This window comes from Mycolicibacter sinensis (assembly GCF_001673565.1).
GTDB lineage: Bacteria > Actinomycetota > Actinomycetes > Mycobacteriales > Mycobacteriaceae > Mycobacterium > Mycobacterium sinense_C.
The window spans coordinates 35,279-58,863 of record NZ_LZMF01000026.1; the positions used below are offsets into that span (position 1 = coordinate 35,279).

Sequence of the window (23,585 nt, forward strand, 5' to 3'; positions counted from 1 at the left end):
CGTGGCTTATTTCAGGCAGCTGCCCGCGTCGACGGTCATCGGAAGCCCGGTGACGTAACGGGATTCGTCGGAGGCCAGGAACAGCACGGCGTTGCTGATGTCGACCGGCTCCACCCAACCGATCGGCAGCACGTGCATGAGCTGCGCCACGACGGCCATGTCGTCGGGGCCGGGGTTCTCCAGGTCCGGGCGGAACAACTTCATCGTTCCCTCGTTCATGAACAGCGGCGTGTTCACGTTGGTGGGATGTACCGAGTTGACCCGGATGAAGTGCTGCCCCAACTCGACGGCGAAGGTGCGCATCAGCCCGACCACGCCATGCTTGGCCGCGATGTAGTGACCGGTGTGTGGGTAGGCCTTGAGGCCGCCCACTGAGCTGGTCAAGACGATGGATCCGCCGTTTCCGCCGGAGATCAGGTGGGGCACACCGGCTTTGACGGTCTTCCAGACGCCCGATAGGTTGACGTCGATCATGTCCTGCCAGTCGGTTTCGGAGGTCTTGTCCAGGGTCTCGCCGCCGTTGCCGATTCCGGCGTTGGCGACGATGACATCCAGGCGCCCGAGTTGCTCCACACCGCTGTCGACGGCGGCTTTGAGCGCGCCGAAGTCGCGGACGTCGACCTCGGCGGTCACGATGCGGCGGTTCAATCCCTTGATCAGATCAGCGGTTTCGGCGAGATCATCCGATGTCGCCGGCGGGATCACGGTATTGCTGCTGATCGGAGCGCACACGTCGACGGCGATGATGTCCGCGCCTTCCTGCGCCAGCCGCACCGCGTGACTGCGGCCCTGACCGCGCGCCGCCCCGGTGATGAAAGCGACTTTGCCCTCGACTCGTCCACCCATGTCTGCACCTCGTCTCGTGTTGGTCGATCGATCAGCAAGGCTGGCACCAACGGGCCGGGTTGTCAACCATCGGTTGCTGGTCGGCGCTAAGCCGGCGGGGCCGCCAACCGGCCCAGCTGACGCTCGACCAGGGCGCGCAGCTCGTCGTGGCCCCTGGTGACGCCGACGGTGTCTTCGTTGCACAGGCTGCGGGCGGTCTGGGCGATCAGCATGGCGACGGCGACCGGGGGATACTGCTCCAGGTCGACGCCGTTGGTGCGCAACGCCACCGTGACGGCCGCGGTCTCGATGTCCCGGACCCGTTCGGCGTAGGCCTTGAGTTCGGCCCGGATCGCCTTGCGGTGGTTGGCCAGCGCCATGAACTCGGTATTCAAGCTGGTCAGGCGCGCATCGCTATTAATGGTCCACAGCGCCCGGAGCGGATCGTCGGCGGTGAGGGCGGCGCGCATCCGCTCCAGCGCGACGTCGGCCCCGGCGCGCAGCACCTCGACGAACAGGTCGTCCATGGTGGGGAAGTAGTAGTAGACCAGGGCCTGCTTCACCCCGGCCTCGGCGGCCACCCGTCGCGAGGTCGCCGCGGCGTAGCCTTCGTCGCGCATCAGTCGGGCGGTCGCTTCGATCAGCCGCCGCCTGGCGGCGCTGTCGGTCGATTTGGCCTTGCGCGGCCCCGTCATTCAGGCCGTCCCGACGCGGCGATTGCTTGACCACCTGCTGCCGTACATGATAGGCATGACGCATTCTAGCAATTTGATCGATCGATCAGCGCGACCAGGTCGTGATACGAGCGAAAGGGCGCATCGCGTGGTGACGGATCTCGCGGCGGTGGACTACTTCTCCGACCCGGGGATAACCCAAAATCCCTACCCCTATTACGAATACCTGCGCTCGAATGGGCCCGTCTTCGCCGAGCCACACCACGGCGTCGTCGCCGTCACCGGCTACGAAGAGGTGCACGCCGCGTTCAAAGACCACGACTCGTTCTCGGCGGTCAATGCCATCGGCGGTCCCTTTCCGCCGCTGCCGTTCGAGCCCGAGGGCGACGACATCACCGACCAGATCGAGGCGCACCGGCATCTGTTCCCGATCTTCGAGCACGTCGTCGTCCAGGATCCGCCCAACCACGAGCGCACCCGGGCGCTGCTGGGACGCATCCTGACTCCGGTCCGGCTGAAAGAGAACGAGGAGTTCATCTGGCGGCTGGCCGACCTGCAGCTCGACGAGTTCATCGCCGATGGGCGCTGCGAATTCCTGATGGACTACGCCAAACCGTTTGCGACGCTGGCGATCGCCGACCTGCTCGGGGTTCCCGACGACGACCGCGCCGAGTTCCGCCGGGCATTGGGCGCCGGCGAACGCCCGGGCGCCCGCGTCGGCGCCCTGGACGGGGAGCCGGTCGGCCTCAACCCGCTGGAGTACCTCGACGACAAGTTCAACGGTTACATCTCCGATCGGCGCAGCAACCCCCGCGCCGACGTGCTGACCATGTTGGCCGAGGCCACCTACCCCGACGGCTCGATTCCCGACGTGATGGAGGTGGTACGTCCGGCGACCTTCCTGTTCGGTGCGGGCCAGGAGACCGTCACCAAGCTGCTCGGAACCATGGTGCAGGTGCTTGGCGAGCAACCCGAGCTGCAGGAAAGGCTGCGCGAGAACCGCGATCTGATCCCGCGGTTCATCGAAGAATCGCTGCGGATCCAGAGCCCCACCAAGATCGACTTCCGCCTGGCGCGCAAGACCACCACGCTGGCCGGCGTACCCATCAAGGCGGGGACGGTGCTCATGCTGTGCCTGGGGGCGGCCAACCGGGATTCGCGCAAGTTCGAGAACCCCGACGAATTCAACTTGGACCGCAAGAACGTTCGCGAGCACATCGCCTTCGGCCGCGGCATCCACACCTGCCCCGGCGCGCCGCTGGTCCGGGTCGAAGGACGGATCACCGCTAATCGCATGCTGGACCGGATGCGGAACATCAGGATCAGCGACGCCCACCACGGCCCGGCCGGCGAGCGGCATTACGACTATGAGCCGACCTTCCTGCTGCGCGGGCTGACCGCGCTGCATGTCGAGTTCGACCCGGTGAGCTGACCCCGCGCGGGTCGACTTCCCTCCCGCGAGCAGACACGAAAGCGCCCTAGTAACTTAGTTACAGGGTGTTTTCATGTCTGCTCGCGCGCAGTGGTCGCACCCTCGGCGGCCCACTCCTGGGTGACCCGCTGCTTCTGCTCCTCGATCACCTGGGCCAGCCGAGACGCCTTGGCCCAACCGTAGTAGGCCCCGAATTGCAAAGCCAGCTCGTCCATTTCGTCGAATGAGACGTCGCGGCTCTTCAGTGCGGCGTAGACGTGGCTGAGGATCGGATATGGCGCGTCCTGAAACGCCACGCACGCCACGGTCACCAGCCGCCGGTGCTTCATGCCCAGTCCGGGCCGCAACCACATCTCGCCGAAGACGAAATTCAAGATGCCCGCACCCGAGTACGGGTCGTCGCGTAGCGGGGCGAAGGGCAGGCAGTTGATGTCGCGAAACGACTGCTCGCCGACGCTGATCCGGGCTTCGGGATCGCTGGGGGTGGCCAGTGGCAGCAGCGGGGTCGGCGGCGGGACCGGCTGGTCTCGCTCGGCGTGGATGCGCTGCCACTGCGCGTCGACGGTCATGTTGAACAGCGACGCTTTCGGCCAGCCGGCGTACACCGCGAAATGCAAGACCGCTTCCCGTATTTCGTCAATCGTGAGATCCCCGCTCGCGAGCGCGGCGTAGATGTGCTGGCGCAGCGGTTCCTCGGTATCAGCGGCGGCCAGGCACGGCAGTGCGATGAACCATCGGTCGCGGCGGCTCAACCCCGGACGCGCCCACACCTGGGCGAAGACGAAGTCGAGCATGGTCGCGGCGACCGGGGAGCAGTCGGGGGCCGGAACGGTCATCAACTCGGCGAAGGCGCGCTCGCCGCGCCCCGGCTCACCGGAGGGTGACACCGGCGTCGACCTTGAATTCCAGCCCGGTCACGTGCCGGGACTCATCGGAGACCAGGAACAGCACCGCGTTGCTGACGTCGCGAGCCTCGGTCATCACGATCGGTAAGGCGTTCTGGAAGATCGGTCCCAGGTCGGCACGGGCCTCGTGCAGCAGCCCGTGCAGCGTGTCGGGCCGCATCCCGGTCTCGACCCCGGTCGGATGGACCGTGTTGACCCGGACATTCACCGCGGCAAGCTCATTGGCCAGGGCTCGGCTCATGCCGACCACACCGTGCTTGGATGCGGTGTAGGGAGTGTGCAGCGGACTGCCCTTCAGCCCGGCCACCGAACTGATGTTGATCAGGCTGCCACCCTGCTCGACCAGGTGCGGCAGTGCCGCCGAGCAGGTGTTCCACGCCCCGATCAGGTTGACGTCGACGACGGTGCGCCACTGCTGGGAGGTGGTGGTGTCCCAGGTTCCCCCGGTGATCACCCCGGCGTTGGCCACCGAGGCGTCCAGGCCGCCCAGTTCGGCCACGCCGTCGTCGACGGCGGCGGCCAGCGCGGCGCCGTCGCGCACGTCGACCACGTGGCTGACCGCGCGGCGGCCCAGCTCGGTGACCAGCCGCGCGGTCTCGTCGAGGTCTTCGGTTGTGGCCAGCGGATATTCGATCTCCGGCAGCGATGCGCAGATATCGACCAGGATCAGGTCGGCGCCTTCCTCGGCCAGGCGCACGGCGTGACTGCGGCCCATGCCCCGCGCGGCGCCGGTCACCAGCACTCGCTTGCCGGCTACCCGCCCGCTCATAGCTTGTTACAGAAGCCGGCGTCGACGGGGAAGGTGACCCCGGTGACGTATTGGGCGGCGTCGGAGGCCAGGTAGGCGATCGCGGCGCTGATGTCTTCCGGCTCGAGCATGCCGACCGGCATCGGATTCTGCAGATGCGGTCCGCCGTCGGGATAGTGCTCCAGAAATGCCGTCATCGCCGGGTTGACCGCCATCATCGTGTTGACCGCGGTCGGGTGCACCGTGTTGACCCGGATGCTGTGCGATGCAAGCGCATTGGCCAGCGTCCGCATCAAGCCGACGATGCCGTGCTTGGACGCCGCGTAACCCAGGCCGCCGCCCTGCAGGCCGCCGAAGCCCCTCAGGCCGGCTGTGGAACTGGTGAACACGATCGACCCGCCCCGGCCGCCGGCGATCAGGTGTGGGATGGCCGCTTTGGCGGTGTGGAACGAACCGACCAGGTTGACGTCGATCACGTCGGTCCACATCTGCAGGTCTTCGTCGTCGGTCAGCTCGCGAAAGGCCATCGCGGCGATGCCGGCGTTGACGCAGACGATGTCGAGGCGGCCGAAGTGCTCGACCCCGGCATCCAGCGCGGCCTTCAGCGCGGCGAAATCGCGGACGTCGGCAACCGAGGCGATCATCTTGCCGCCCTGGGCTTCCACCAGCGCGACGGTTTCGTCGAGCTCCGCGCGGCTGGCCATCGGGTAGCCGTTGGAAGCGATGTCGGCGCAGATGTCGACACCGATGATGTCGGCGCCGTCGGCGGCGAGCCGAACCGCGTGACTGCGGCCCTGCCCGCGCGCTGCGCCGGTGATGAATGCGACTTTTCCGTCAAGAGAACCCATGCCGGTACGGTAACCTGGTTACTCATCGGCGGCAAGGGGTGAATTTATGGATAGTTCCGAGGATCGGATCCTGGGCATCGTCGTCGAAATCCTTGAAACGCAGGGCTACGACGCGGTCCAGCTCCGCGAAGTCGCCCGCCGCGCCCGGGTATCGCTGGCGACCATCTACAAGCGGTATGCCACCCGCGACGAGCTCATTCTGGCCGCCCTCGACTCCTGGATGGCCGAGAACCGCTACTCGGGCGTCGTCTCGCATCCGCGGGTGCCCGGGGAAGCGGTGTATACCGCGCTGATGCGCCTGTACCGCACCCTTTTCGAGCCGTGGGAGCGGCACCCGGCGATGCTCACCGCCTACGTCCGGGCCCGATCTGCCCCCGGCGGTGACACGTTGGTCCGCCGGGGGCTCGACGTGGTGGGCCCCGCGATGCGCGCAGCGCTCTCCGACGTCGACGAAGGCTTCATCACCGACCTGGATGTCATCATCTCGAACCTGGTTTACGGGCTGTCCGCCCGCTTCGCTGCCGGCGAGATCGCCATCACCGACATCCTGCCCAGCCTGGACCGGGCGGTGTACTGGCTCACCACTGGATACGAGAAGGCCGCGGGCCGTTAGCGGCTGGTGAGCGCAAAGATTTTGATCTCCCGGCCCGCCCGGCCCCGGTAGGTGTCGTAGTTGCTGATGTAGTCGACGAACTCCTGGTAGATCCGGTCGCGCTCCGCGCCGACGACCTCGGTGGCCAGCACCGGAATTTCCTTGCCGCCCATCGTGACCCACGCGTTGGGCTCGGCGACGAGATTCAATGCCCATGCCGGATGGTGCGCTTGCCCGAAGTTGCTGCCCACCAGGAACAGTCGGTCCCCGTCACGCATATACGCCAGCGGGATCTGGCGGCGCTGACCGGATTTGCGGCCGGTGGTGGTGAGCAGCAGCAACGGGACGGCCATCGGTCCCAGGATGGTGAACCGGCCGCCGCTGCGGTCGAGCAGCCAGCGGTCCAGCGGCGTGCATCGGCGGATGAACCAGGCGCCGGGTTTGGATCCCGCGACCGCCCCGATCACTCGCCGCGCCCACGTTCCGGGGTCGCGGCCCCACCGCACGTCGGGAAAGGGGTTCTCAGTCATGCCGCTGATTATCCCGCGTTTCCCGCGGAATCCAACCGGGGCGCAACAGGTTTCCCATGGGCCCCACAAGTCGCCGGTAGACGGGTGGTGGATGGTGCCGAATCGGATAGCGTCGGCGCTATCGGGGCCGGGGGAGCGGACTTGGGTGTGGATGGCGGCACCACGTGGCGACGTACGCTTTCGTCATGACAGACGTCGGATTCACCGCGGTTTCACCGATCATTCCGGTGCGAGATCTCGATGCGGCGCTGGACCGCTACCGCCGGCTGGGATTCGTCGCTCGCGCCTACGCCGGGTCCGACCGGTACGGCTTCGCCGAACGTGGGCCGGTCTCCTTGCACCTGTCAGAGTGGGCCGAGCACGATCCACTGCGGACCGCCTCCAGCGTGTATCTCTACGTCGACGACGCCGACGCGCTCTACGCGCAGTGGACCGCCTCGGGAGTGCAGGGACGTTTTGTCGAGCCGGTGGACACCGAGTATCAGCTGCGGGAGTTCGCCTACGTCGACCCGGACGGCACCGCCCACCGCGTCGGCTCACCGGCCAAGGTCGCCCACGCCAGTCGCGACATCGCCGCGCCGGCGGCGCGGATCTTCGAGCTGATCGCCGATCCGGCTCAGCAGCCCCGGTGGGACGGCAACGAGAACCTCGCCGAAGCGACTGCCGGACAACGGGTGCACGCGGTCGGCGCGATGTTCACCATGGCGCTGACCCTCGGTGTCGTGCGGGAGAACCACGTGGTGGAGTTCGAGGAAGGCCGCCGGATCGCCTGGTTCCCGGCCGAACCCGGCCAGTCGCCCCCGGGACATCTGTGGCGGTGGGAACTCGAGCCGTTGGACGAGGCACACACCCGGGTCACCCACACCTACGACTGGTCGCAGCTGACCGACCCGAAGCGCCTCCCGCGGGCGCGCTGGACCACCGCGGACCGGCTGGCGGACTCGCTGGCCCGGCTTGCCGCGTTGGCTGAGGGGCTGCTAACGCCGCCCGCGTCAACGCGCCGCGGCGAAGGACCGCAGCGTCTCGATTTGAGCGGGATCCAGTGAGGGCCGGACATTTTCACGCGCCGCGGTGATATCGGCGTTCGTCACGTCGGCGGCGTCGATGGAGCGCCGCATCGCGGTCAGAGCTGCTTCGCGCAGCAGCGCCACGCAGTCCGCGGCGCTGTAGTCGTCGAGGTCGGCGGCCAAGGCGTCGAGGTCGACGTCGTCATGCAGCGGCACGGACTTTCCGGCCACCCGCAGAATCTGCCGGCGCGCGTCGGCGTCGGGTGGCTCGACGAACACCAGCTTCTCCAGCCGGCCCGGCCGGGTCAGGGCCGGGTCGATCAGCTCCGGCCGGTTGGTGGCGCCGACCACCACCACGTCGCGCAGCGGGTTGACGCCGTCGAGTTCGGTGAGCAGCGCGGCCACCACCCGGTCGGTCACCCCGGAGTCGAAGCTCTGCCCGCGCCGCGGCGCCAAGGCATCGATCTCGTCGAGGAACACCAGCGACGGCGCGGAATCGCGGGCGCGCTGGAACAGGTCCCGCACCGCCCGTTCGCTGCTGCCCACCCATTTGTCCATCAGCTCGGCGCCTTTGACGGCGTGCACGCTGACCCGTCCGGATCCGGCCAGCGCACGCACCACGAAGGTCTTGCCGCAGCCCGGCGGCCCATAGAGCAGCACGCCGTGCGGCGGGTCGACGCCGAGGCGGGTGAAGGTGTCGGGGTGCTGCAGCGGCCACAGGATCGCCTCGGTCAGCGCCTGTTTGGTGGTTTCCATGTCCCCGACGTCATCGAGGGTCACCGAGCCAACGGAGACTTCGGCGGCGGCCGAGCGGGACAGCGGCCGGATCACGCTGAGCGCACCGGCTAGATCGTCCTGAGTCAGCACCGGCTCCTCGCCGCTGTCGCTGGCCCGCGACGCCGCCCGCAGTGCCGCTTCGCGCACCAGAGCCGAAAGATCGGTGGCCACGAAACCCGGTGTGCGATCGGCGATCTCATTCAGATCCAGGGTGTCGTTGGGCACCGATTTCAGCATTCCGCCCAGCAACGCGGCGCGGGTCGCGCCGTCGGGCAGGCTCAGCCGCAGCTCCCGGTCGCACAGCTCCGGGGCGCGCAGCCGAGCGTCGGCCCGGTCCGGCAGCGCGGAAGTGGCGATAAACGCCACCCCATCGGAGGCGACGGCATTGCGCAGCTCGGCCAGGATCAGGGTGCTCACCGGCTCGGGGCTCTCCGGCAGCAGCGCATCGATATCGGTGATCAACAGCACCCCGCCGCCGTCGCCCACGGCCGTCACCCCCGAGCGCACCGCCGCCAGTCGCTCGTCGGGAACCCTCGCCCCGATCTCGGGGCCGTCGAGCTCGACCACCCGCCGGCGCGCACACACCGCCCGCACCAGCGTGGATTTGCCGACCCCGGGCGGGCCGGACACCAGCACGCCGAGGTTGGTGCCGGCGTTGAGCATCTTGAGCAAATGCGGCTCGTCCAGGGCCAGCTTGAGCCACTCGGTCAGCTTGTCGGCTTGTGCGGCGCAGCCTTTGAGGTCGTCGACGCTCAGCGGTGCGGATGCGGTGGCCACGATCCGATTCGACGGCGCGACTGCGGTGCTGTTGCCCCAGGCAACCGAGGAGTTCGGTTGTACGCTGACCGGTCCCGCCGGGTCGACGCCGGTGACCGTCAACAGTTCCGAGGTCCAGCTGATCCCCACCGCGGAGGCCAGCGCGGTGGTGGCCGCGGACGTCGAGGTGCCCGGACCCAGATCGCGCGGCAGCAGCGATACCGCGTCACCGACGGTCAGCACCTTGCCCAGCAGCGCCTGGCGCAAAGTGGCCGGTGAGACCGACTGCGAGGCCAGCTTCGACCCGCTCAGCGTCACCGAGCGGGCGCCGTAGACCGTCACCGCGGCTACCACCACCTCGGTGCCGTCCCGCAGACCGGCGTTGGACAGGGTCACGTCGTCGAGCAGCACCACGCCGGCCGGCGAGCCCGTCTCAGCCAATCCGGCCACCGCTGCCGTGGTGCGCGAACCGGTCAGCGACACCGCATCCCATTCCCGAATGCCCAGGGCGGCAATCGCTTCGGCGTGCAACCGGACCACGCCGCGGCGCGAATCCACAGCCGAGGTGTTCAGCCGGGCGATCAGCGTCAGGTGGCGGGAGGAGGTCCGGGAGGCATCGCCGTCCCGATGCTCTTCAATAGAACCCATGCGGCCATTATCGGCATACTGCACCATCCCGGCGTCGGCGATCTGCGCGGTCACCCTGCTGGCGCTACCGCCCACCGCCGGAGCCGATAACCCCAACCCGCTGGCCGAGTTGGTTGATGCCGCCGCCCAGCGGCTGCAGGTCGGCGACGACGTAGCCGCCGTCAAATGGCGCACCAACGCCGGCATCGAAGACCCAGCCCGGGTGCAGCAACAACTGGACTCCCTGGCCTCGGCCGCCGAGACCGAACACCTCGACGCCGGCTACGTGCGCCAGATTTTCACCGACCAGATCGCCGCCACCGAAGCGCTCGAGCACTACCGGTTCGCGCAGTGGAAGCTGGACCCGGGCAGCGCCCCGGCCGTTGCGCCCGACCTGGCGACATCCCGGGCGCGCATCGACGGCTTCAACCACGTCATGCTCACCCAGCTCGGCCTGCAGTGGCAGCAGCTGCACGCCCCGGATTGCCCCGTTCGCCTCGACGAGGCGATAAGAGACGTCAGCGCGGCGCGGCGATTCGACGAGTTCTCCGGGCAGGCGTTGTCGTCGGCGACGCGCGAGTACTGCGCCGGGTAGCTCAGCGGCCCGGCTTGCGCAGCCGCAGCCGTGCCATCGACTGCCCGCTGGGCCGGCGGATGCCCCGCCGTACACCGGGGCGGCGACTCGGCTGTGACCGGCGGATCTCCCGGCGCGCGGCCCGGCGCTCCCGGGGGGCGTGCTCCCAGGTCTCCGGGTGCGCGGCCACCCAGCGCTGGCTGCGCACCGAGAACGGAATGGTGCACACGTAGGTCACGATCAGTACCAGCACCAGCACATAGGGGAACAGGAACGCCGCGGCGGCCACCAGGGCCAGCACCGCCAACAGCGGCGCGGCCAGGTGCGGCGGCACCGATACGGCGTGCATCTTGCGCATCGGGATGCGGCTGACCAGCAGCAGCGAAGTGGCCACCACCCAGGCGCAGGTGAACCACTGCGACGTCCACCAGCCGTCGCCGAACTGCAGTTTCGCGGCCAGCAAACCCATCAGCGTGATCGCTCCGGCCGGCGCGGGCATGCCGACGAAGAACTCGCGGGTGTAGGCCGGCAGGGTGGCGTCATCGAGCAGGGCGTTGAACCGGGCCAGCCGCAGCACCACGCACACCGCATAGAGCAGCACCACGATCCAGCCCGCCGGCTGCGTCGACAGCAGCGACACGTAGATCACCACCGCCGGGGCCACCCCGAAGTCGACGGCGTCGGCCAGCGAATCGATCTCGGCGCCCATCCGCGACTCGGCATCCAGGATGCGGGCCACCCGGCCGTCGAGACCATCGAGAATGGCCGCCGCCGCGATCAGCGCCATCGCCACGTGCGGCTGACCGTCCAACGCGTACTTGATCGCGGTCAGGCCCGCACAGATCGCCAGCACCGTCATCGAGCTGGGCAGGATGTGCAGACCCACCGGGCCCCGGCCGCGGGATGCTGGGACGGCCTGATGGGGGGTGGCCGTCATGGCAGCTGGGCCAACACGGTCTCACCGGCGATCATGCGCTGACCGACGCCGACCAGCGGCTGCGTCCCGACCGGCATGTAAGTGTCCAGCCGCGAGCCGAACCGGATCAGCCCGTAGGTGTCACCGATCGCCAGGCGATCGCCGGGCCGGGTGTCGCAGACGATGCGCCGCGCCACCAGCCCGGCGATCTGCACCGCGATCACCTCGGCGCCGTCGGCGGTGCGGATCCGCACGCTGTTGCGCTCGTTGTCTTCGCTGGCCTCGGCGCGGTCCGCGGACCCGAACTGGCCGGCCCGGTGCCGCACGTCGAGCACCTCACCGCCGACCGGAGCCCGCTGCACGTGCGCGTCGAATACCGACATGAAGATGCTGACCCGCGGCAGCGGAGTGTCGGGCAGTTCGAGTTCGGGGGGCGGGGTGGCGGTGTCGACCAGGCAGACCATGCCGTCGGCGGGCGCCACCACCACTCCGGGGCGGGTCGGCGGCACCCGCGGCGGATGCCGGAAGAACCCGGCGCTGGCACCGGCGGCCAGCAGCCCGGCGCCACGCAGCCAGCGCTGCCTGCGGCCCAGCGCGGCCACGCCCAGCGCGCCGGCGACGAACGGCACGCCGGCGTGGTGCATCGGCGGCACCGTCGTGCGCACGAGCTCGATCAGGTGTCGCAGACCGCCGGGATCATCCGGCGGGCGGGGTCGTCTGGCCATCCGGCCATCTTAGAAGCTGCCGGCGGTCCCGGCTTCGGCTCATGCGGCGGTTCCGGCTTCGGCTCTCCTTCGTCGGGCCTTGCTGAACCGCCGGGCTCATGCGGCGGTTCCGGCTTCGGCTCTCCTTCGTCGGGCCTTGCTGAACCGCCGGGCTCACCCGGTCAGGTCCCAGACCTCCACCGGGGTACCCGTCGGCAGTTCGGTCACCTCGTCGGCGATGTCGAGCAGGCAGTTGGCCGACGCCAGGTAGCGCAGATGGTGCGAGGCCGGCGGGCCGTAGTTGGTGACGGTCCCGGTCTCATGGTCGAGCAGGCCGCGCCGGAACTGCCGCCGGCCGGCCGGGGAGGTCAGCGTCTCGCTGAGGATGGCGGTGCGGCGCGGCCGGTCCGGTGTGGGCAGATCCATCGCGCGGCGCAGCGCGGGGCGAACGAACACCTCGAAGGACACCTGCGCACTGACCGGGTTGCCGGGCAGGGTGATGATCGCCGCTTCACCGACTCGCCCGATGCCCTGCGGCATGCCGGGCTGCATCGCCACCTTGACGAAGTCCACACCCTGATCGCCGTCCCGGCCGAAGACGTCCTTGACCACCTCGTAGGCGCCCGCGCTGACCCCGCCGCTGGTGATGATCAGGTCCACCGCGCCCTCGCGCACGCCGTAGCGGTCGAGCACCGCGGTGAACGCGGCGGTGTCGTCGGCGACGGTCGCCGCGGCCACCACCTCGGCGCCGGCCTCCCGCACCGCGGCGGCCAGCATCACCCCGTTGGACTCATAGATCTGTCCGGGCGCCAGCGGGGTTCCCGGCTTGACCAGTTCGGTGCCGGTGGAGATCACCAGCACCCGTTGCCGGGGCCGCACCGTCAGCTCGGGCAGGCCCAGCGCCGCGGCCAAACCGGCCGCCGGCGCACTGACGAGCTGGCCGGCCCACAGCACGGTGGCACCTTCGGCGACGTCGCCGCCCGCGCGGCGGATATGACGTCCCCGGGCGGTGGCGGCACTGATCTCCACCACCTCGGTACCGCCGTCGGTGGCCTCGACGGGAACTACGCCGTCGGCGCCGAACGGGATCGGTGCGCCGGTCATGATGCGGTGCGCGGTACCGGGTTGCAGCGAGGGGATGTCGGTGCGCCCGGCCGGAATGTCCTCGGCCACCGGCAATTTCACCGGGTTCTCGGGTGTCGCCGCGGCTACCTCGTCGGCAAGTACGGCGTAGCCGTCCATGCCGGAGTTGTCGAAGACCGGCAGGGAAATCGGCGCGGTCACATCCGCGGCCAGCACCAGTCCCTCGGCATCGGATAGCGAAAGCGTGACCGGCGGACGCGGACGGATCAAGTCCGCGACAGCGCGCTGATGTTCCTCGACAGAACGCATCCCGACATTTTGGCCTACACCGGGAAACTGATTCCTGTCAGCTCCTCCGAGACCGCCCACAGCCGCTGTTGGAGCTCGACGTCGTGCGCCTGCTTGCTGGCATCGACCAGCTTCGGGTGGCCGCGCTGCTCACCGATGCCGCTCGGGCCGTAGTACTGCCCGCCGGCCACTTTGGTGTCGGTGGCAGCACGCAGCGTCGGCAGCGCGCCCATCGCCGCGCTCTGGACGACCAGCGGCATCAGCAACCGGTCGGCCGGACGCAGCAACGGCGGCAGGTAGCGGGTCAGCTCGGTGTTAGCGGTGCCGGGGTGCGCGGCGACGGCAATCGTCGATTTGTGGTTGGCGGCCAGCCGCCGCTGCAGCTCGTAGGTGAACAACAGGTTGGCCAGCTTGGACTGCCCGTAGGCGGCGATCCGGTTGTAGCCGTTCTCCCACTGCAGGTCGTCGAAGTGGATCGCCGCCATGATCCGGTGGGCCATGCTGCTGACCGTCACCACGCGCGAACCCTTCACCCGCATCATCCGGGGCAGCAGCAGGCCGGTCAGCGCGAAATGGCCCAGATGGTTGGTGCCGAACTGCAGCTCGAACCCGTCGACGGTGGTCTGTTTAGGGGTGTACATGACACCGGCGTTGTTGATCAGCAGGTCGATGCGGCGGTGAGCGGCGCCCAGCGCTTCGGCGGCGTCGCGGACCGACGCCAGCGAACTCAGGTCGAGCTCCTGCACGGTGACCGTGGCGTGCGGGCAGGCCGTGGTGATGCTTTCGGCTGCCGCTCGGCCCTTGTCGAGGTCGCGCACCGCCAGCACCACCGCGGCGCCGTGCTCAGCGAGCACCAGGGCGGTGTGATAGCCGATTCCGGTGTTAGATCCGGTGATTACCGCGACGCGTCCAGTTTGGTCGGGTACATCCTCCGCGGTCCATTTGTCCCGGCTGCCCATCTCGAAAACGATACCGACGTCGGCCAGTTCTGCACGCTCCGGAGATGACAGCGCCGCGACGCTAGGTCATCCTCTGTTGCATGGCGCCCAACGCACATCGTCCCGGGGAGATCACCGTGGCTGATCCCACCAATCCGCCGAGCTCGCGCGCGCCGTTGGTGTGGGCCCTGGTGGGAGCGGTGCCCTGGCTGATGCTGGCCGTGCTGCAACTGGGCTGGGCGCTCGCCGATGAGCGGCTGGCCTGGCTGCACATCGCTGCCTTGGCGGTCACCGCGCTGGGGTTGCTGGTGTCCGCGGTGATCGCGCCGCTGTGGCGGTACCGCGTGCACCGGTGGGACATCAGTGACCAGGCGATCTACACCCGAACGGGCTGGCTGGTCCAGGAGCGCCGGATCGCGCCGATCTCGCGGATCCAGACCGTCGACACCTACCGCGGGCCGCTGGATCGACTGCTGGGGCTGGCCAACGTCCGGGTGACCACCGCGTCCTCGGCGGGGGCGGTCCACATCGTGGCGCTGGATGCGCCGGTCGCCGACCGGGTGGTGGCGCAGCTGACCGACATCGCCTCGCTGGGCGCCGGGGACGCCACCTGAGAAGCGAGCCGGTCCGGCGGCTAGCCGCAACGAGCTAGCTTTCCCCGATCACTCCATCGATCGATCACCTGGCCGGCGAAGTCAAGCATCTGGTCAAGGGTGGGGAACAGCGCGAAGGCATCCACGATCGCCTCATCGGCACCGGACCCGGCGAGGCGCTCGAGTCTGTCGGCAACAGAGCCAACGGATGTGCCCGGTTCGAGATTGATCCGCATGGCCGTCTTCAGCGCGTCCGGATCACGGCCGGCATCCTTGGCCGCACGGCGCGCAATAGCCCACAAGTGGTCGGTGACCTCTTCCTGCAGCCCCTCGACCCCGAGCCAGCCGGTGCCGCTGCGGCCGACCCGGCGCATCGCGGCCTCGCTGGCACCGCCGATCCAGATGGGCGGCCCGCCGGCCTGGACCGGGCGCAGGTCGGCATGGACCGGCGGCAGCGTGAAGAACTCGCTGTCCCAGGACACCGGGGTGGTCGTCCACCACTTCCGCAGGAACGCCAGCAGGTCATCGAGCATCGGCCCGCGCCGGTGCCAGTCCGCGCCGCGGGCGATGTCGTGCTCGTCCTTCATCCACCCGAGTCCCACGCCGACGTCCAGGCGGCCGTCGCTGAGCACGTCGAGCGTGGTCAGCAGCCGGGCCAAGTGCACCGGCTCGTAGTAGAACGTGCTGAGCGTACTGGCGTTCAGCCGTATCCGGTCGGTCGCCGTCGCGGCGACGGTCCACAGCAACACCGGATCGAGGTAGCGGGTCATCTGCGGCGGGTAGGGCTGCTCTTTGCCCGGATAGGTGCTGTGCATATGAACCGGCGTGACCAGTCGATCGCCGACCCACAGCGTGTCGTAGCCGAGGTCTTCGAGTCCGCGGCAGAACGCGCTCAGGTCAGCAGCGCTGCCGATCGCGGGCCCGACGATGGGAAGTGCGAAACCTAGCTTCATCACAAAGATCCTTTCGGTGATCCCTCAACTATTTAGGCGCACAGCGCCCGGTTCGTTCGCGGCTTGGGCCGTCGGTGGCGCGGCTCAGCCGGGGATGGCGGCGCCGAGGGCGAAGTCGTAGTTGCCCACCCCGTGGCGGGCGAGGCCCATCATGACCAGGCCCGTTCCTTCCAGCCAGTGCGCCATGTGCAAGTCGCCGACGTCCAGTGGGCGCAGCTGAAGGCTCTCGATGAACTCCGCGACGTCCGCTTTGGCGCGCGCGTCGTCGCCGGCGATGAACACGTCGAGCGGCCGGCCCTGGGCCAAAACAACACCGAAGATGGTGTTGAAGGCCTTCACCACGCTGGCGCTGGCCGGGGCCGCCTTGGCAACTTCCTGGGCGATCGAGGTGCCATCGGGGATGGCCAGCCCGTCGGCCGCGGCATTGAAGGGGTTGCTGATGTCAACGATGACCTTGCCCGCGAGGGCGTCTCCGTACTGGGTGACGACCGGAACGACATTGGCGTACAACAGGGAAACGATGACGATGTCCCCGGCCGGTACGGCGCCGAACTCTCCGGTCGTGGCGCCGCCGCCGAGAGCCTTGGCCAGGTCAGCGGCCTTGGACTGATCGCGGCCGATGATCTCGACGGTGTTGCCGCCCGCTACTGCCAGTTCGCCGATCGCGCGGGCCATGTTTCCGGTGCCGATGATGCTGATGCTGCTCATGAGGTGTCCCGTCTTGAGTTACGATGGAAAAGGTTGATAGATCAACATTAAACCCGTTTTGTTGATGCGTCAACAAACACAGGAGGCGTGGAGGCGGATGGAACCGAACTGGCTGAGCCCGCGTGAAGACCGCGCCTGGCGGGCCTTCGTGTACGCCCATCAACAGATCGAGGCCCACCTCAACCGGCGCCTGCAGAAGTCAGGCCTGTCCGGGGCCGACTACGAGGTCCTGGCGGTGCTTTCGGCTTCCGACGAAGACCGCATGCCCGCCCACGCACTGTGCAAAGCACTGAGCTGGGAGAAGAGCCGTCTCTCCCACCAGGTGCGGCGCATGCAGAAGGACGGGTTGATCAGCCGGGAGCCCAACCCCGACGACGCCCGCAGCACCATGGTCCGCCTGCTGCCGGCCGGCCGCGCCGCCATCGAGAAGGCGGCACCCGGCCACGTGGAGGATGTGCGCCGAAACTTCATCGACCTGCTCAGCCCGGCTGAACTCGACATGTTCGCCGCCCTCAACGAACGAGTTCTGCGCCACCTGGCCACCGCCGACGGCGCTCCCGCCGGAGACGAGCCTTCATAGCGGTCACCAGGCAACCTTTGCGGCTACGGTTCCAGGTAGGGCGCGGCGAGAGGCTGACCTGCACGCGCATTTCGCCACGGCACGGAGAAGGCAGATGAACAGCATGCAACGCGCTGAGCAGTGGCAGCGGCTGAGCCCCCGGATGCTGCTGGTGCATCCGCTGCACGAGGCGCTGCGCGAGCTGCCGCTGCTGATCGCGGTCGTCGTATTCGGTTCGGCCACCAATAATTCGGTGTGGGTGCTCGCGGTGGTGTGGGTGATCGCCGTGGTCGGGGTGACACGCTGGTTCACCACCACCTACCGGATCGAACCGGACCCTGAGGCCGGCCGGGTGCAGCTGCGCTCGGGCCTGCTACGCCGCAAGGTGCTTTCGGTGCCGCGCAACAGGATTCGTTCGGTGGAGACCGATGCCCGGCTGCTGCACCGGCTGCTGGGGCTGACGGTGCTGCGGGTCAGCACCGGCCAGCAGGCCGCTGGGGACACCATGTTCGAGCTGGACGCGGTCGAGATCAGCCAGGCGCCGCGGCTGCGCAAAGCCCTGCTGGCACACACCGGCCAGCCGGTCGCCTCCCCGGCGCCGGTTCCCGCGACGGTGCTGGCCCGGTGGCGCCCGTCGTGGTTGTGCTACAGCGCCCTGAATCTGTCCGGGCTGCTGACGATCGGTGCCGCGGTGGGCGCGCTGTACCAGAGCGGAGCCTGGGAGGCACTGGAGGATTCGCCGCTGAGCCGGTTCTGGCGCGACGCCGCCGAGCGGTTCGGGCCGCAGCAGACCGCGGCGGTGATCGCCGCGCTGGTGCTGGTGGCGGCGATCATGCTGGCGGTGCTGAGATCCCTGCTGGCCTACGGGAATCTGGTGTTGTCCCGCAGTACCGGGGCGGCCGCCGATGTGCTGGAGTTGAGCCACGGGTTGCTGCGGGTGCGCCAGCACAGCTATGACATGCGCCGGCTGCGCGGCGGAACACTACGCCGGCCCCTGCTGGTGCGGCTTTTCGGCGGCGCCCGGCTGGACGCGGCGATGACCGGCGTCACCGGTGCGGGCGAGTCTTCGACCCTGCTGCCGCCGTGCCCGCGGGCCACTGCCGAGCAGGTGCTGATCGGGCTGGTGGGCGACGCCGTCGTGGTCACCGGGCCGCTGCGCAGGCATGGCCCGGCGGCGGTTCGCCGGCGCTGGACGCGGGCGATGCTGCTGCCGGTGGCGCTCGGGGTGGGACTGGCCGTTGTGGCGTCGGTCGAGGCGGTGCCGACGTGGTACTGGCCGGCCTGGGCGGCGCTGATGCTCTGCGCGGCGCTGCTGGCCGCCGACCGTGCGGGTGCCCTGGGGCATCGCGTTGACCCGCAATGGCTTTCGGCCCGTACCGGCAGTTGGGAACAGCGCCGCTACTGCATCGCCACCGCGGGCATCATCGCCTGGACGGTGCGCCAAAGCTGGTTTCAGCGCCGGGCCGGGGTGGCGACGCTGATCGCGGCGACCGCCGCCGGGGTGAAGGCCTACCGGGTGATCGACGTGCCGGAGGAGTGGGCGTGGTCGGTGGCCGCGCAGGCTTCCCCGTGGGTGGCCGACAGCGTGTGGGCGCGATAGCCCCGCGGTTTCCGGTCGGCTGGACGCCGCCGAGGCCGGAGAACGAAGATGTCCGCTTGTGGAAACTAAGAGGTTTCTCGTAAATTATTTTCCACGTAAATTTCCTGACGGGTCTCTTGATAAGAGCTCGTGTTCTTGGGCGTTGTGCAGCAAGCCGGGCCACCGGTCGGGGCTGACGAAACGTTAACAAAGTTGTTGCGCGGGCGATTCCACGCGGTGACCACGCCAGAGATGTCGCCGCGATAAGGCGAACTTGGGCGAGTTTTAGTTTTATTTCACAAATTGACGGTTGTGTAACCTAAGGTCGTTTATGCTGCGGGCTGAGAGGAAGCTGAGTCCGTTTCGAAAGGGGAGTAGCAATGGGTGAGCGTCGGCGTGAACAGGGGAACAGTCGGGCGCGGGCACGTCGGCGAGACCGCGCGGTAGGTGCCGCCGCCTCGGTCGGGGCGTTCCTGGCGTTCGGGATGGCGCCGTTGGCGTCGGCGCCGGCGGCCAATGCCGACTTCGATGATTTGTTGGCAGATCTGTTCGACCCGAGTGCGTGGGGCAACCTGTCCAACGATTTCGACAGTCTGTTCACCGGCTCGGACTGGGATCTGTCCGGTTCGGCCGACGCGTCAGGGGCGGAGCTGGCCCAGATGTGGGACACCTACTTCTACATGCCGCTGCACGACATGATGCAGGACTGGATCAACTCTGACTTCGGGGCGAGCGTCAACGGGATGATCAACCAGCTGTTCGCGCCGTTCACCGAAGGCTTCTGCGGGATGATCTGCAACGGTGTCGATGGCACCGAGGCCGATCCCGATGGTGGTAACGGCGGGCTGTGGTTCGGAGATGGTGGTGATGGCTGGTCGTCGACGGTGGACGAGATGGCCGGTGGTAACGGCGGGCATGCCGGGGGGATCGGCAATGGTGGTGACGGTGGCGCCGGTGGCCTGGGCGCCGACGGTGGCAACGGTGGCCACGGCGGGGAGATGTGGGGCAACGGCGGCGACGGTGGCGCCGGCGGTGCGGCGACCGCGGCCCTGGCCGCCGGTAATGGCGGCAATGGCGGTTCCTCGGGTCAAGCCCAGGACTTCTTCGGCATGGGCGCGATCGGCAACGGCGGCGACGGTGGTATCGGCGGTGCCGGCTGGAACGGGACGACCGGGTCGTTCGCCAATGGCGGGGATGGCACCGGTGCCAACGGCACCAACGGTGGTAACGGCGGCAACGGTGGCGCCGGTTCGTCGATCCTGGGCATCGGCGGTAACGGCGGTACTGGCGGCGCGGCCGGCAACGGCGGCAACGGCGCGGCCGGGACCGTGGCGAACCTCAACGGCGGCGCGGGCGGCAACGGTGCGGCACCGGGCACCGGCGGCAAGGGCGGCCTGGGAGCGAGCTTGTTCGGCGGCAGCGGCAGCGACGGCACCCTGGGCGGTGGCGGCAACGGCGGCAACGGCGGCAACGGCTACGACGCGGCCACCGATGCCAATGCGGTGGCCGGTGCGGCCGGCGGTAACGGTGGCGCCGGTGGCAACGGCGGCGCGTACGGCAACGGTGGCAACGGCGGGGCCGGCGGCAACGGTGCGAACGGCGCCGCGGGTACCGCGGGCACTGCCACCGACCTCGACGGCGGCAACGGCACCGACGGCGGCCTCGGCGGCAGTGGCGGTAGTGGTGGCTTAGGCGGAGCCAACGCCGGTAATGGCGGTGTCGGTGGAGCCGGTGGCGCGGGCGGTAACGGCGGTAAGGGCGGCGACGGCGTTCAGGGCACCAACGGCGCCGACGCCGAGGCCGGCAGTGGCGCCGACGGCGGTAACGGCACCGACGGCGGCAGCGGCGGCAACGGCGGTACCGGCGCCAACGGCGGCGCCGGCGGTGCCGGTGGTGCGGCACAGGCCGACGGGTACAGCAACGGTGCCGTAGGTGCCGGCGGTGTCGGCGGCAACGGCGGAGCCGCGGGCAACGCCGGTGACGGCGGTGACGGCGGAGCCGGCGCCGCAGGAGGAACCGGAACCATCGCGGGCAGCGGTGGTAACGGCGGCAACGCCGGAGACGCGGGTACCGCGGGCGGCGCCGGCAGCGGCGGGCTCAGCGGTGACGGCAGCACCACCGCCGCCGACGGCACCGCCGGTGCGGCGGCCACCGGAGTCGGCAACGGCGGTAACGGTGGCGCGGGCGCTGACGGCCAGGTGGTCACCGTCGGCAACGGCACCATCGCCCAGGACGGCGGTAACGGTGGCGCCGGCGGCGCGGCCGGGGCGATCGGCAACGGCGGCAGGGGCGGCGCCGGCGGTAACGGCGTGGACGGCACCGGCGGCAACCCGCCGGCGCAGAACATCCCGCCGGCGGCCGATAACGGCACCGACGCCCCCACCACCGTCGACGGCGGTGGCGGTATCGGGGCCGACGGCGGCGCCGGCGATCCGGGTGCGGCGGTCGGGCAGGCCGGCGGCAACGGCGGTATCGGCGGCAACGGCGACGTCAACACCGGCAACGGTATCGGTGGTAACGGTGGCGACGGCGGCAACGGCGGCACCGGGGCAGCCGGCGGTAACGGTGGCAACGGCGGTTACGGCGACACCGATGGCACCGGCGACGCGAGCGGCGGTACCGGTGGCAATGGCGGTAACGGTGGCGACGGTGCCAGCGGCACCAGCGGCAGCAACGGAGGTGCCGGTGGAGCGGGTGGAGCCGGCGGCACGGTGAGTGGTGTCGGCGGTGACGGCGGTGCCGGTGGTAGCGGCGGCAACGGCGCGGACGGCGACGTCGGCGGTGCCGGAGGTAACGGTGGCACTGGCGGTGCCGTCAGCAACGGGAACGTGAGCACCGCCGGTGACGGCGGTGACGGCGGTACCGGCGGGAACGGCGGGAACGGCGGTGACGCCGGTAGCGGTGGCAACGGCGGAAATGCCGGCCACGGCGCCGACGGCGCGGGTACCGCGGGTGCTGGTGGCGCGGCCGGTACGGCCGGGACCGGCGCGGCGGGCGGTGACGGCGGTTCCGGCGGAGCTGCGGGTCAGGTCTCGCAGGGCAACACCGTCATCGACGGCACCGACGGCTCGGACGGCTTGGGCGGCACTCGGGGCACCGACGGCACCGCCGGCCAGGGCGGCACCGACGGTCAGCCCTGACCCGCTTTTCTCTGGCGAGAACGCGAAGGCCCCCAAATCAACGGCGATTTGGGGGCCTTTCGCTGGGGGCCTTAGCGTTTGCTCGCGCGGGTGAGGAGGGGACTACAACTGCCGGATCGCCTCGATGCGCGCCCGCAGCTGATCCGACGTGGCCGCCGCCACCGGCGGGCCGCCGCAGATCCGGCGCAACTCGTTATGGATCCAGCCGTGCGGCTTGCCCAGCCGATGGTGCGCCGCCGACACCAGCGCGTTGAGCTCGTGACGCAGCGCCCGCAACTGGCCGTGCGTGGTGGTCACCGGCACCGGAATCCCGCCGGCGGCGGCCACTTTCGATCGCCGGTCTAGCTGTTCTTCTTGGCGCTGGCGCAACAGATCGCGCATCTGGCTGGCATCCAGCAGACCGGGGATGCCCAGATAGTCGGCTTCTTCGTCGCTGCCGGCCGGGGTGGCGGTGCCGAACGAGGCGCCATCGAAGATCACCTGGTCCAGCTCGGCGTCGGCCCCCAGCGACTCGAAGGCGTTCTCCAGTTCGGAGCGCTCGTCGCGCCGCCGCCCGGCCTCGGTCAGTTCGTCATCGCCGAAGGCCTCCCGGTGCGGCTTGCCCAGCACGTGATTGCGTTGCTGTTCCAGCTCACTGGCCAAGCCCAGCAGCGACGGCACCGACGGCAGGAAGATGCTGGCCGTCTCACCCGGCCGCCGCGACCGCACGAACCGGCCGATCGCCTGGGCGAAGAACAACGGGGTGGACGCACTGGTGGCGTACACGCCGACGGCCAGCCGCGGCACGTCGACCCCTTCGGAGACCATCCGCACCGCCACCAGCCACCGGCTGGTGGCCGCGGAGAACTGCGCGATCTTGTCCGACGCGCCTGCGTCGTCGGAGAGCACCACGGTGGGTTCCTCGCCGGTGTGCTGTTTCAGCAGCACCGCATAGGCGCGGGCCGCTTTCTGGTCGGTGGCGATGATCATGCCGCCGGCGTCGGCCATGCCGCCGTCACGCAGCTGGCGCAGCCGCTTGTCCGCGGCGGTGATCACTGCCGGCATCCACTGCCCGGCCGGGTCCAGCGCGGTACGCCAGGCCCGGGCGGTGTGCTCGGCGGTCAGCGGCTCGCCCAGCCGGGCCGCGTGCTCCTCGCCGGCGCTGTCGCGCCAGCGGGCCTCACCCGAGTAGGCCATGAACACCACCGGGCGCACCACCCCGTCGGCCAGCGCCTCGGGGTAGCCGTAGCTGTCGTCGGCCACCGAGCGCAGTGCACCGGTGCCGTCGGGCTCGTAGTTGACGAACGGGATGGGACTGTCGTCGCTGCGGAACGGGGTGCCGGTCAGCGCCAGCCGGCGGGCGGCATCGTCGAACGCCTCCCGGATGCCGTCGCCCCAGCTTTTGGCGTCGCCGCCGTGGTGGATCTCGTCGAAGATCACCAGGGTTCTCGCGGCCTCGGTACGCACCCGGTGGCGGGCGGGGTGGCTGGCGACCTGTGCGTAGGTGACGACGACGCCGTGGTACTCCGAGCTGGTCTGCGCGTCGGAGTTGGAAAACCGTGGGTCCAGCGCGATGCCGTGTTCGGCGGCGGCGGTCGCCCACTGCACCTTGAGGTGATCGGTGGGCACCACGATCGTGATGCGCTCGACGGTGCGGTCGGCCAGCAACTCGGCGACGATCCGCAGCGCGAACGTCGTCTTGCCGGCGCCGGGGGTGGCCACCATCAGAAAATCGCGCGGCTTGGCAGTCAGGTAGCGCACCAGAGCCCGGCGTTGCCAGCCCCGCAAAGCCCGGGTGCTGGGCGCTGCGTCAGCCCGCACCCGGTCTCCTATCTGATCGAGATGCAGTC

The 23,585-nt window shown here is 69.5% G+C and carries 22 protein-coding genes and 1 pseudogene; 9 read left to right on the forward strand and 14 right to left on the reverse strand.

Annotated elements, in window-relative coordinates; all coding sequences use genetic code 11:
- Nucleotides 1-6: 6 nt before the first annotated feature.
- Nucleotides 7-846 carry a mycofactocin-coupled SDR family oxidoreductase gene (locus A5648_RS04510; protein WP_065023389.1) on the reverse strand — a complete coding sequence of 280 codons (840 nt, stop codon included), beginning with the start codon at nucleotides 844-846 and terminating at the stop codon, nucleotides 7-9.
- A gap of 86 nt (nucleotides 847-932) precedes the next feature.
- Nucleotides 933-1,520 (reverse strand): TetR/AcrR family transcriptional regulator, encoded by a 588-nt coding sequence (locus tag A5648_RS04515; RefSeq protein ID WP_065023390.1) that lies wholly within the window; start codon nucleotides 1,518-1,520, stop codon nucleotides 933-935.
- 130 nt (nucleotides 1,521-1,650) lie between these two features.
- On the opposite strand from A5648_RS04515, the gene A5648_RS04520 reads away from it, so the two are divergent.
- Nucleotides 1,651-2,931 carry a cytochrome P450 gene (locus A5648_RS04520; protein ID WP_065023424.1) on the forward strand — a complete coding sequence of 427 codons (1,281 nt, stop codon included), beginning with the start codon at nucleotides 1,651-1,653 and terminating at the stop codon, nucleotides 2,929-2,931.
- Nucleotides 2,932-3,002: 71 nt separating this feature from the next.
- Here the strand turns inward: A5648_RS04520 and A5648_RS04525 are convergent, their stop codons facing one another.
- Genes A5648_RS04525 through A5648_RS04535 form a run of 3 tightly spaced genes read right to left on the reverse strand, consistent with a single transcriptional unit; the run spans nucleotide 3,003 to nucleotide 5,432 of the window.
- Nucleotides 3,003-3,767 (reverse strand): carboxymuconolactone decarboxylase family protein, encoded by a 765-nt coding sequence (locus A5648_RS04525; RefSeq protein ID WP_082966322.1) that lies wholly within the window; start codon nucleotides 3,765-3,767, stop codon nucleotides 3,003-3,005.
- 34 nt (nucleotides 3,768-3,801) lie between these two features.
- Nucleotides 3,802-4,605 (reverse strand): mycofactocin-coupled SDR family oxidoreductase, encoded by an 804-nt coding sequence (locus A5648_RS04530; protein ID WP_065023392.1) that lies wholly within the window; start codon nucleotides 4,603-4,605, stop codon nucleotides 3,802-3,804.
- Nucleotides 4,602-5,432 (reverse strand): mycofactocin-coupled SDR family oxidoreductase, encoded by an 831-nt coding sequence (locus A5648_RS04535; protein WP_065023393.1) that lies wholly within the window; start codon nucleotides 5,430-5,432, stop codon nucleotides 4,602-4,604. Before A5648_RS04535 ends, A5648_RS04530 begins: the two co-directional genes overlap by 4 nt.
- A gap of 46 nt (nucleotides 5,433-5,478) precedes the next feature.
- Between A5648_RS04535 and A5648_RS04540 the strand changes: the two genes are divergently transcribed.
- A complete protein-coding gene (locus A5648_RS04540; RefSeq protein ID WP_065023394.1) occupies nucleotides 5,479-6,045 on the forward strand; it encodes a TetR/AcrR family transcriptional regulator in 567 nt (188 codons plus the stop codon).
- Here the strand turns inward: A5648_RS04540 and A5648_RS04545 are convergent.
- The gene (locus A5648_RS04545) at nucleotides 6,042-6,554 is read right to left on the reverse strand and encodes a nitroreductase/quinone reductase family protein (protein ID WP_065023395.1); all 513 of its coding nucleotides are present in this window, start codon (nucleotides 6,552-6,554) and stop codon (nucleotides 6,042-6,044) included. The two genes, A5648_RS04540 and A5648_RS04545, sit on opposite strands and share 4 nt — an antisense overlap.
- Nucleotides 6,555-6,739: 185 nt before the next feature.
- Here A5648_RS04545 and A5648_RS25025 point away from each other — a divergent pair.
- Nucleotides 6,740-7,063, forward strand: a pseudogene (locus tag A5648_RS25025) (bleomycin resistance protein); the annotation flags it as partial.
- Nucleotides 7,040-7,600, forward strand: coding sequence for an SRPBCC family protein (locus tag A5648_RS24355; RefSeq protein WP_267887782.1), 561 nt, complete (start codon nucleotides 7,040-7,042; stop codon nucleotides 7,598-7,600). The pseudogene A5648_RS25025 and the gene A5648_RS24355, both read left to right, overlap by 24 nt.
- Here the strand turns inward: A5648_RS24355 and A5648_RS04555 are convergent.
- The gene (locus tag A5648_RS04555) at nucleotides 7,547-9,742 is read right to left on the reverse strand and encodes an AAA family ATPase (protein WP_065023396.1); all 2,196 of its coding nucleotides are present in this window, start codon (nucleotides 9,740-9,742) and stop codon (nucleotides 7,547-7,549) included. The genes A5648_RS24355 and A5648_RS04555 overlap by 54 nt on opposite strands.
- Between A5648_RS04555 and A5648_RS04560 the strand changes: the two genes are divergently transcribed.
- Nucleotides 9,741-10,316: a chorismate mutase gene (locus tag A5648_RS04560; RefSeq protein ID WP_065023397.1), complete on the forward strand. Its 576-nt coding sequence runs from the start codon at nucleotides 9,741-9,743 to the stop codon at nucleotides 10,314-10,316. The genes A5648_RS04555 and A5648_RS04560 overlap by 2 nt on opposite strands.
- 1 nt (nucleotide 10,317) lies before the next feature.
- Here the strand turns inward: A5648_RS04560 and pssA are convergent, their stop codons facing one another.
- The 4 genes from pssA to A5648_RS04580 form a co-directional block, all read right to left on the reverse strand.
- Nucleotides 10,318-11,232, reverse strand: a complete 915-nt coding sequence (gene pssA, locus A5648_RS04565; RefSeq protein WP_065023398.1) for a CDP-diacylglycerol--serine O-phosphatidyltransferase — start codon at nucleotides 11,230-11,232, stop codon at nucleotides 10,318-10,320.
- Entirely contained in the window at nucleotides 11,229-11,936 is a 708-nt protein-coding gene (locus A5648_RS04570; RefSeq protein ID WP_065023399.1) for a phosphatidylserine decarboxylase, read from the reverse strand. The genes pssA and A5648_RS04570 overlap by 4 nt, the downstream gene beginning before the upstream one ends.
- A 153-nt stretch (nucleotides 11,937-12,089) precedes the next feature.
- The gene (moeA, locus tag A5648_RS04575) at nucleotides 12,090-13,307 is read right to left on the reverse strand and encodes a molybdopterin molybdotransferase MoeA (protein WP_065023400.1); all 1,218 of its coding nucleotides are present in this window, start codon (nucleotides 13,305-13,307) and stop codon (nucleotides 12,090-12,092) included.
- Between the two features lie 14 nt (nucleotides 13,308-13,321).
- Nucleotides 13,322-14,245, reverse strand: coding sequence for an SDR family NAD(P)-dependent oxidoreductase (locus A5648_RS04580; protein ID WP_065023401.1), 924 nt, complete (start codon nucleotides 14,243-14,245; stop codon nucleotides 13,322-13,324).
- An 80-nt stretch (nucleotides 14,246-14,325) separates the two neighbouring features.
- On the opposite strand from A5648_RS04580, the gene A5648_RS04585 reads away from it, so the two are divergent.
- Nucleotides 14,326-14,838, forward strand: a complete 513-nt coding sequence (locus A5648_RS04585; protein ID WP_109470684.1) for a PH domain-containing protein — start codon at nucleotides 14,326-14,328, stop codon at nucleotides 14,836-14,838.
- A 20-nt stretch (nucleotides 14,839-14,858) separates the two neighbouring features.
- On the opposite strand, the gene A5648_RS04590 is transcribed toward A5648_RS04585, so the two are convergent.
- A complete protein-coding gene (locus A5648_RS04590) occupies nucleotides 14,859-15,770 on the reverse strand; it encodes a TIGR03619 family F420-dependent LLM class oxidoreductase (protein WP_065023402.1) in 912 nt (303 codons plus the stop codon).
- An 84-nt stretch (nucleotides 15,771-15,854) separates the two neighbouring features.
- Nucleotides 15,855-16,478, reverse strand: a complete 624-nt coding sequence (locus A5648_RS04595) for an NADPH-dependent F420 reductase (RefSeq protein ID WP_065023403.1) — start codon at nucleotides 16,476-16,478, stop codon at nucleotides 15,855-15,857.
- 97 nt (nucleotides 16,479-16,575) lie between these two features.
- Here A5648_RS04595 and A5648_RS04600 point away from each other — a divergent pair, with 97 nt between their 5' ends.
- From A5648_RS04600 to A5648_RS23650, 3 genes are all read left to right on the forward strand, one after another.
- Nucleotides 16,576-17,058: a MarR family winged helix-turn-helix transcriptional regulator gene (locus A5648_RS04600; RefSeq protein WP_065023404.1), complete on the forward strand. Its 483-nt coding sequence runs from the start codon at nucleotides 16,576-16,578 to the stop codon at nucleotides 17,056-17,058.
- A gap of 103 nt (nucleotides 17,059-17,161) precedes the next feature.
- Nucleotides 17,162-18,637, forward strand: coding sequence for a PH domain-containing protein (locus A5648_RS04605; RefSeq protein ID WP_109470686.1), 1,476 nt, complete (start codon nucleotides 17,162-17,164; stop codon nucleotides 18,635-18,637).
- Nucleotides 18,638-18,996: 359 nt separating this feature from the next.
- Nucleotides 18,997-21,756, forward strand: a complete 2,760-nt coding sequence (locus tag A5648_RS23650) for a PGRS repeat-containing protein (RefSeq protein WP_131810518.1) — start codon at nucleotides 18,997-18,999, stop codon at nucleotides 21,754-21,756.
- Between the two features lie 102 nt (nucleotides 21,757-21,858).
- Here A5648_RS23650 and A5648_RS04615 read toward each other — a convergent pair whose 3' ends face one another.
- Nucleotides 21,859-23,556 (reverse strand): DEAD/DEAH box helicase, encoded by a 1,698-nt coding sequence (locus A5648_RS04615; RefSeq protein WP_065023407.1) that lies wholly within the window; start codon nucleotides 23,554-23,556, stop codon nucleotides 21,859-21,861.
- Nucleotides 23,557-23,585 lie beyond the last annotated feature (29 nt).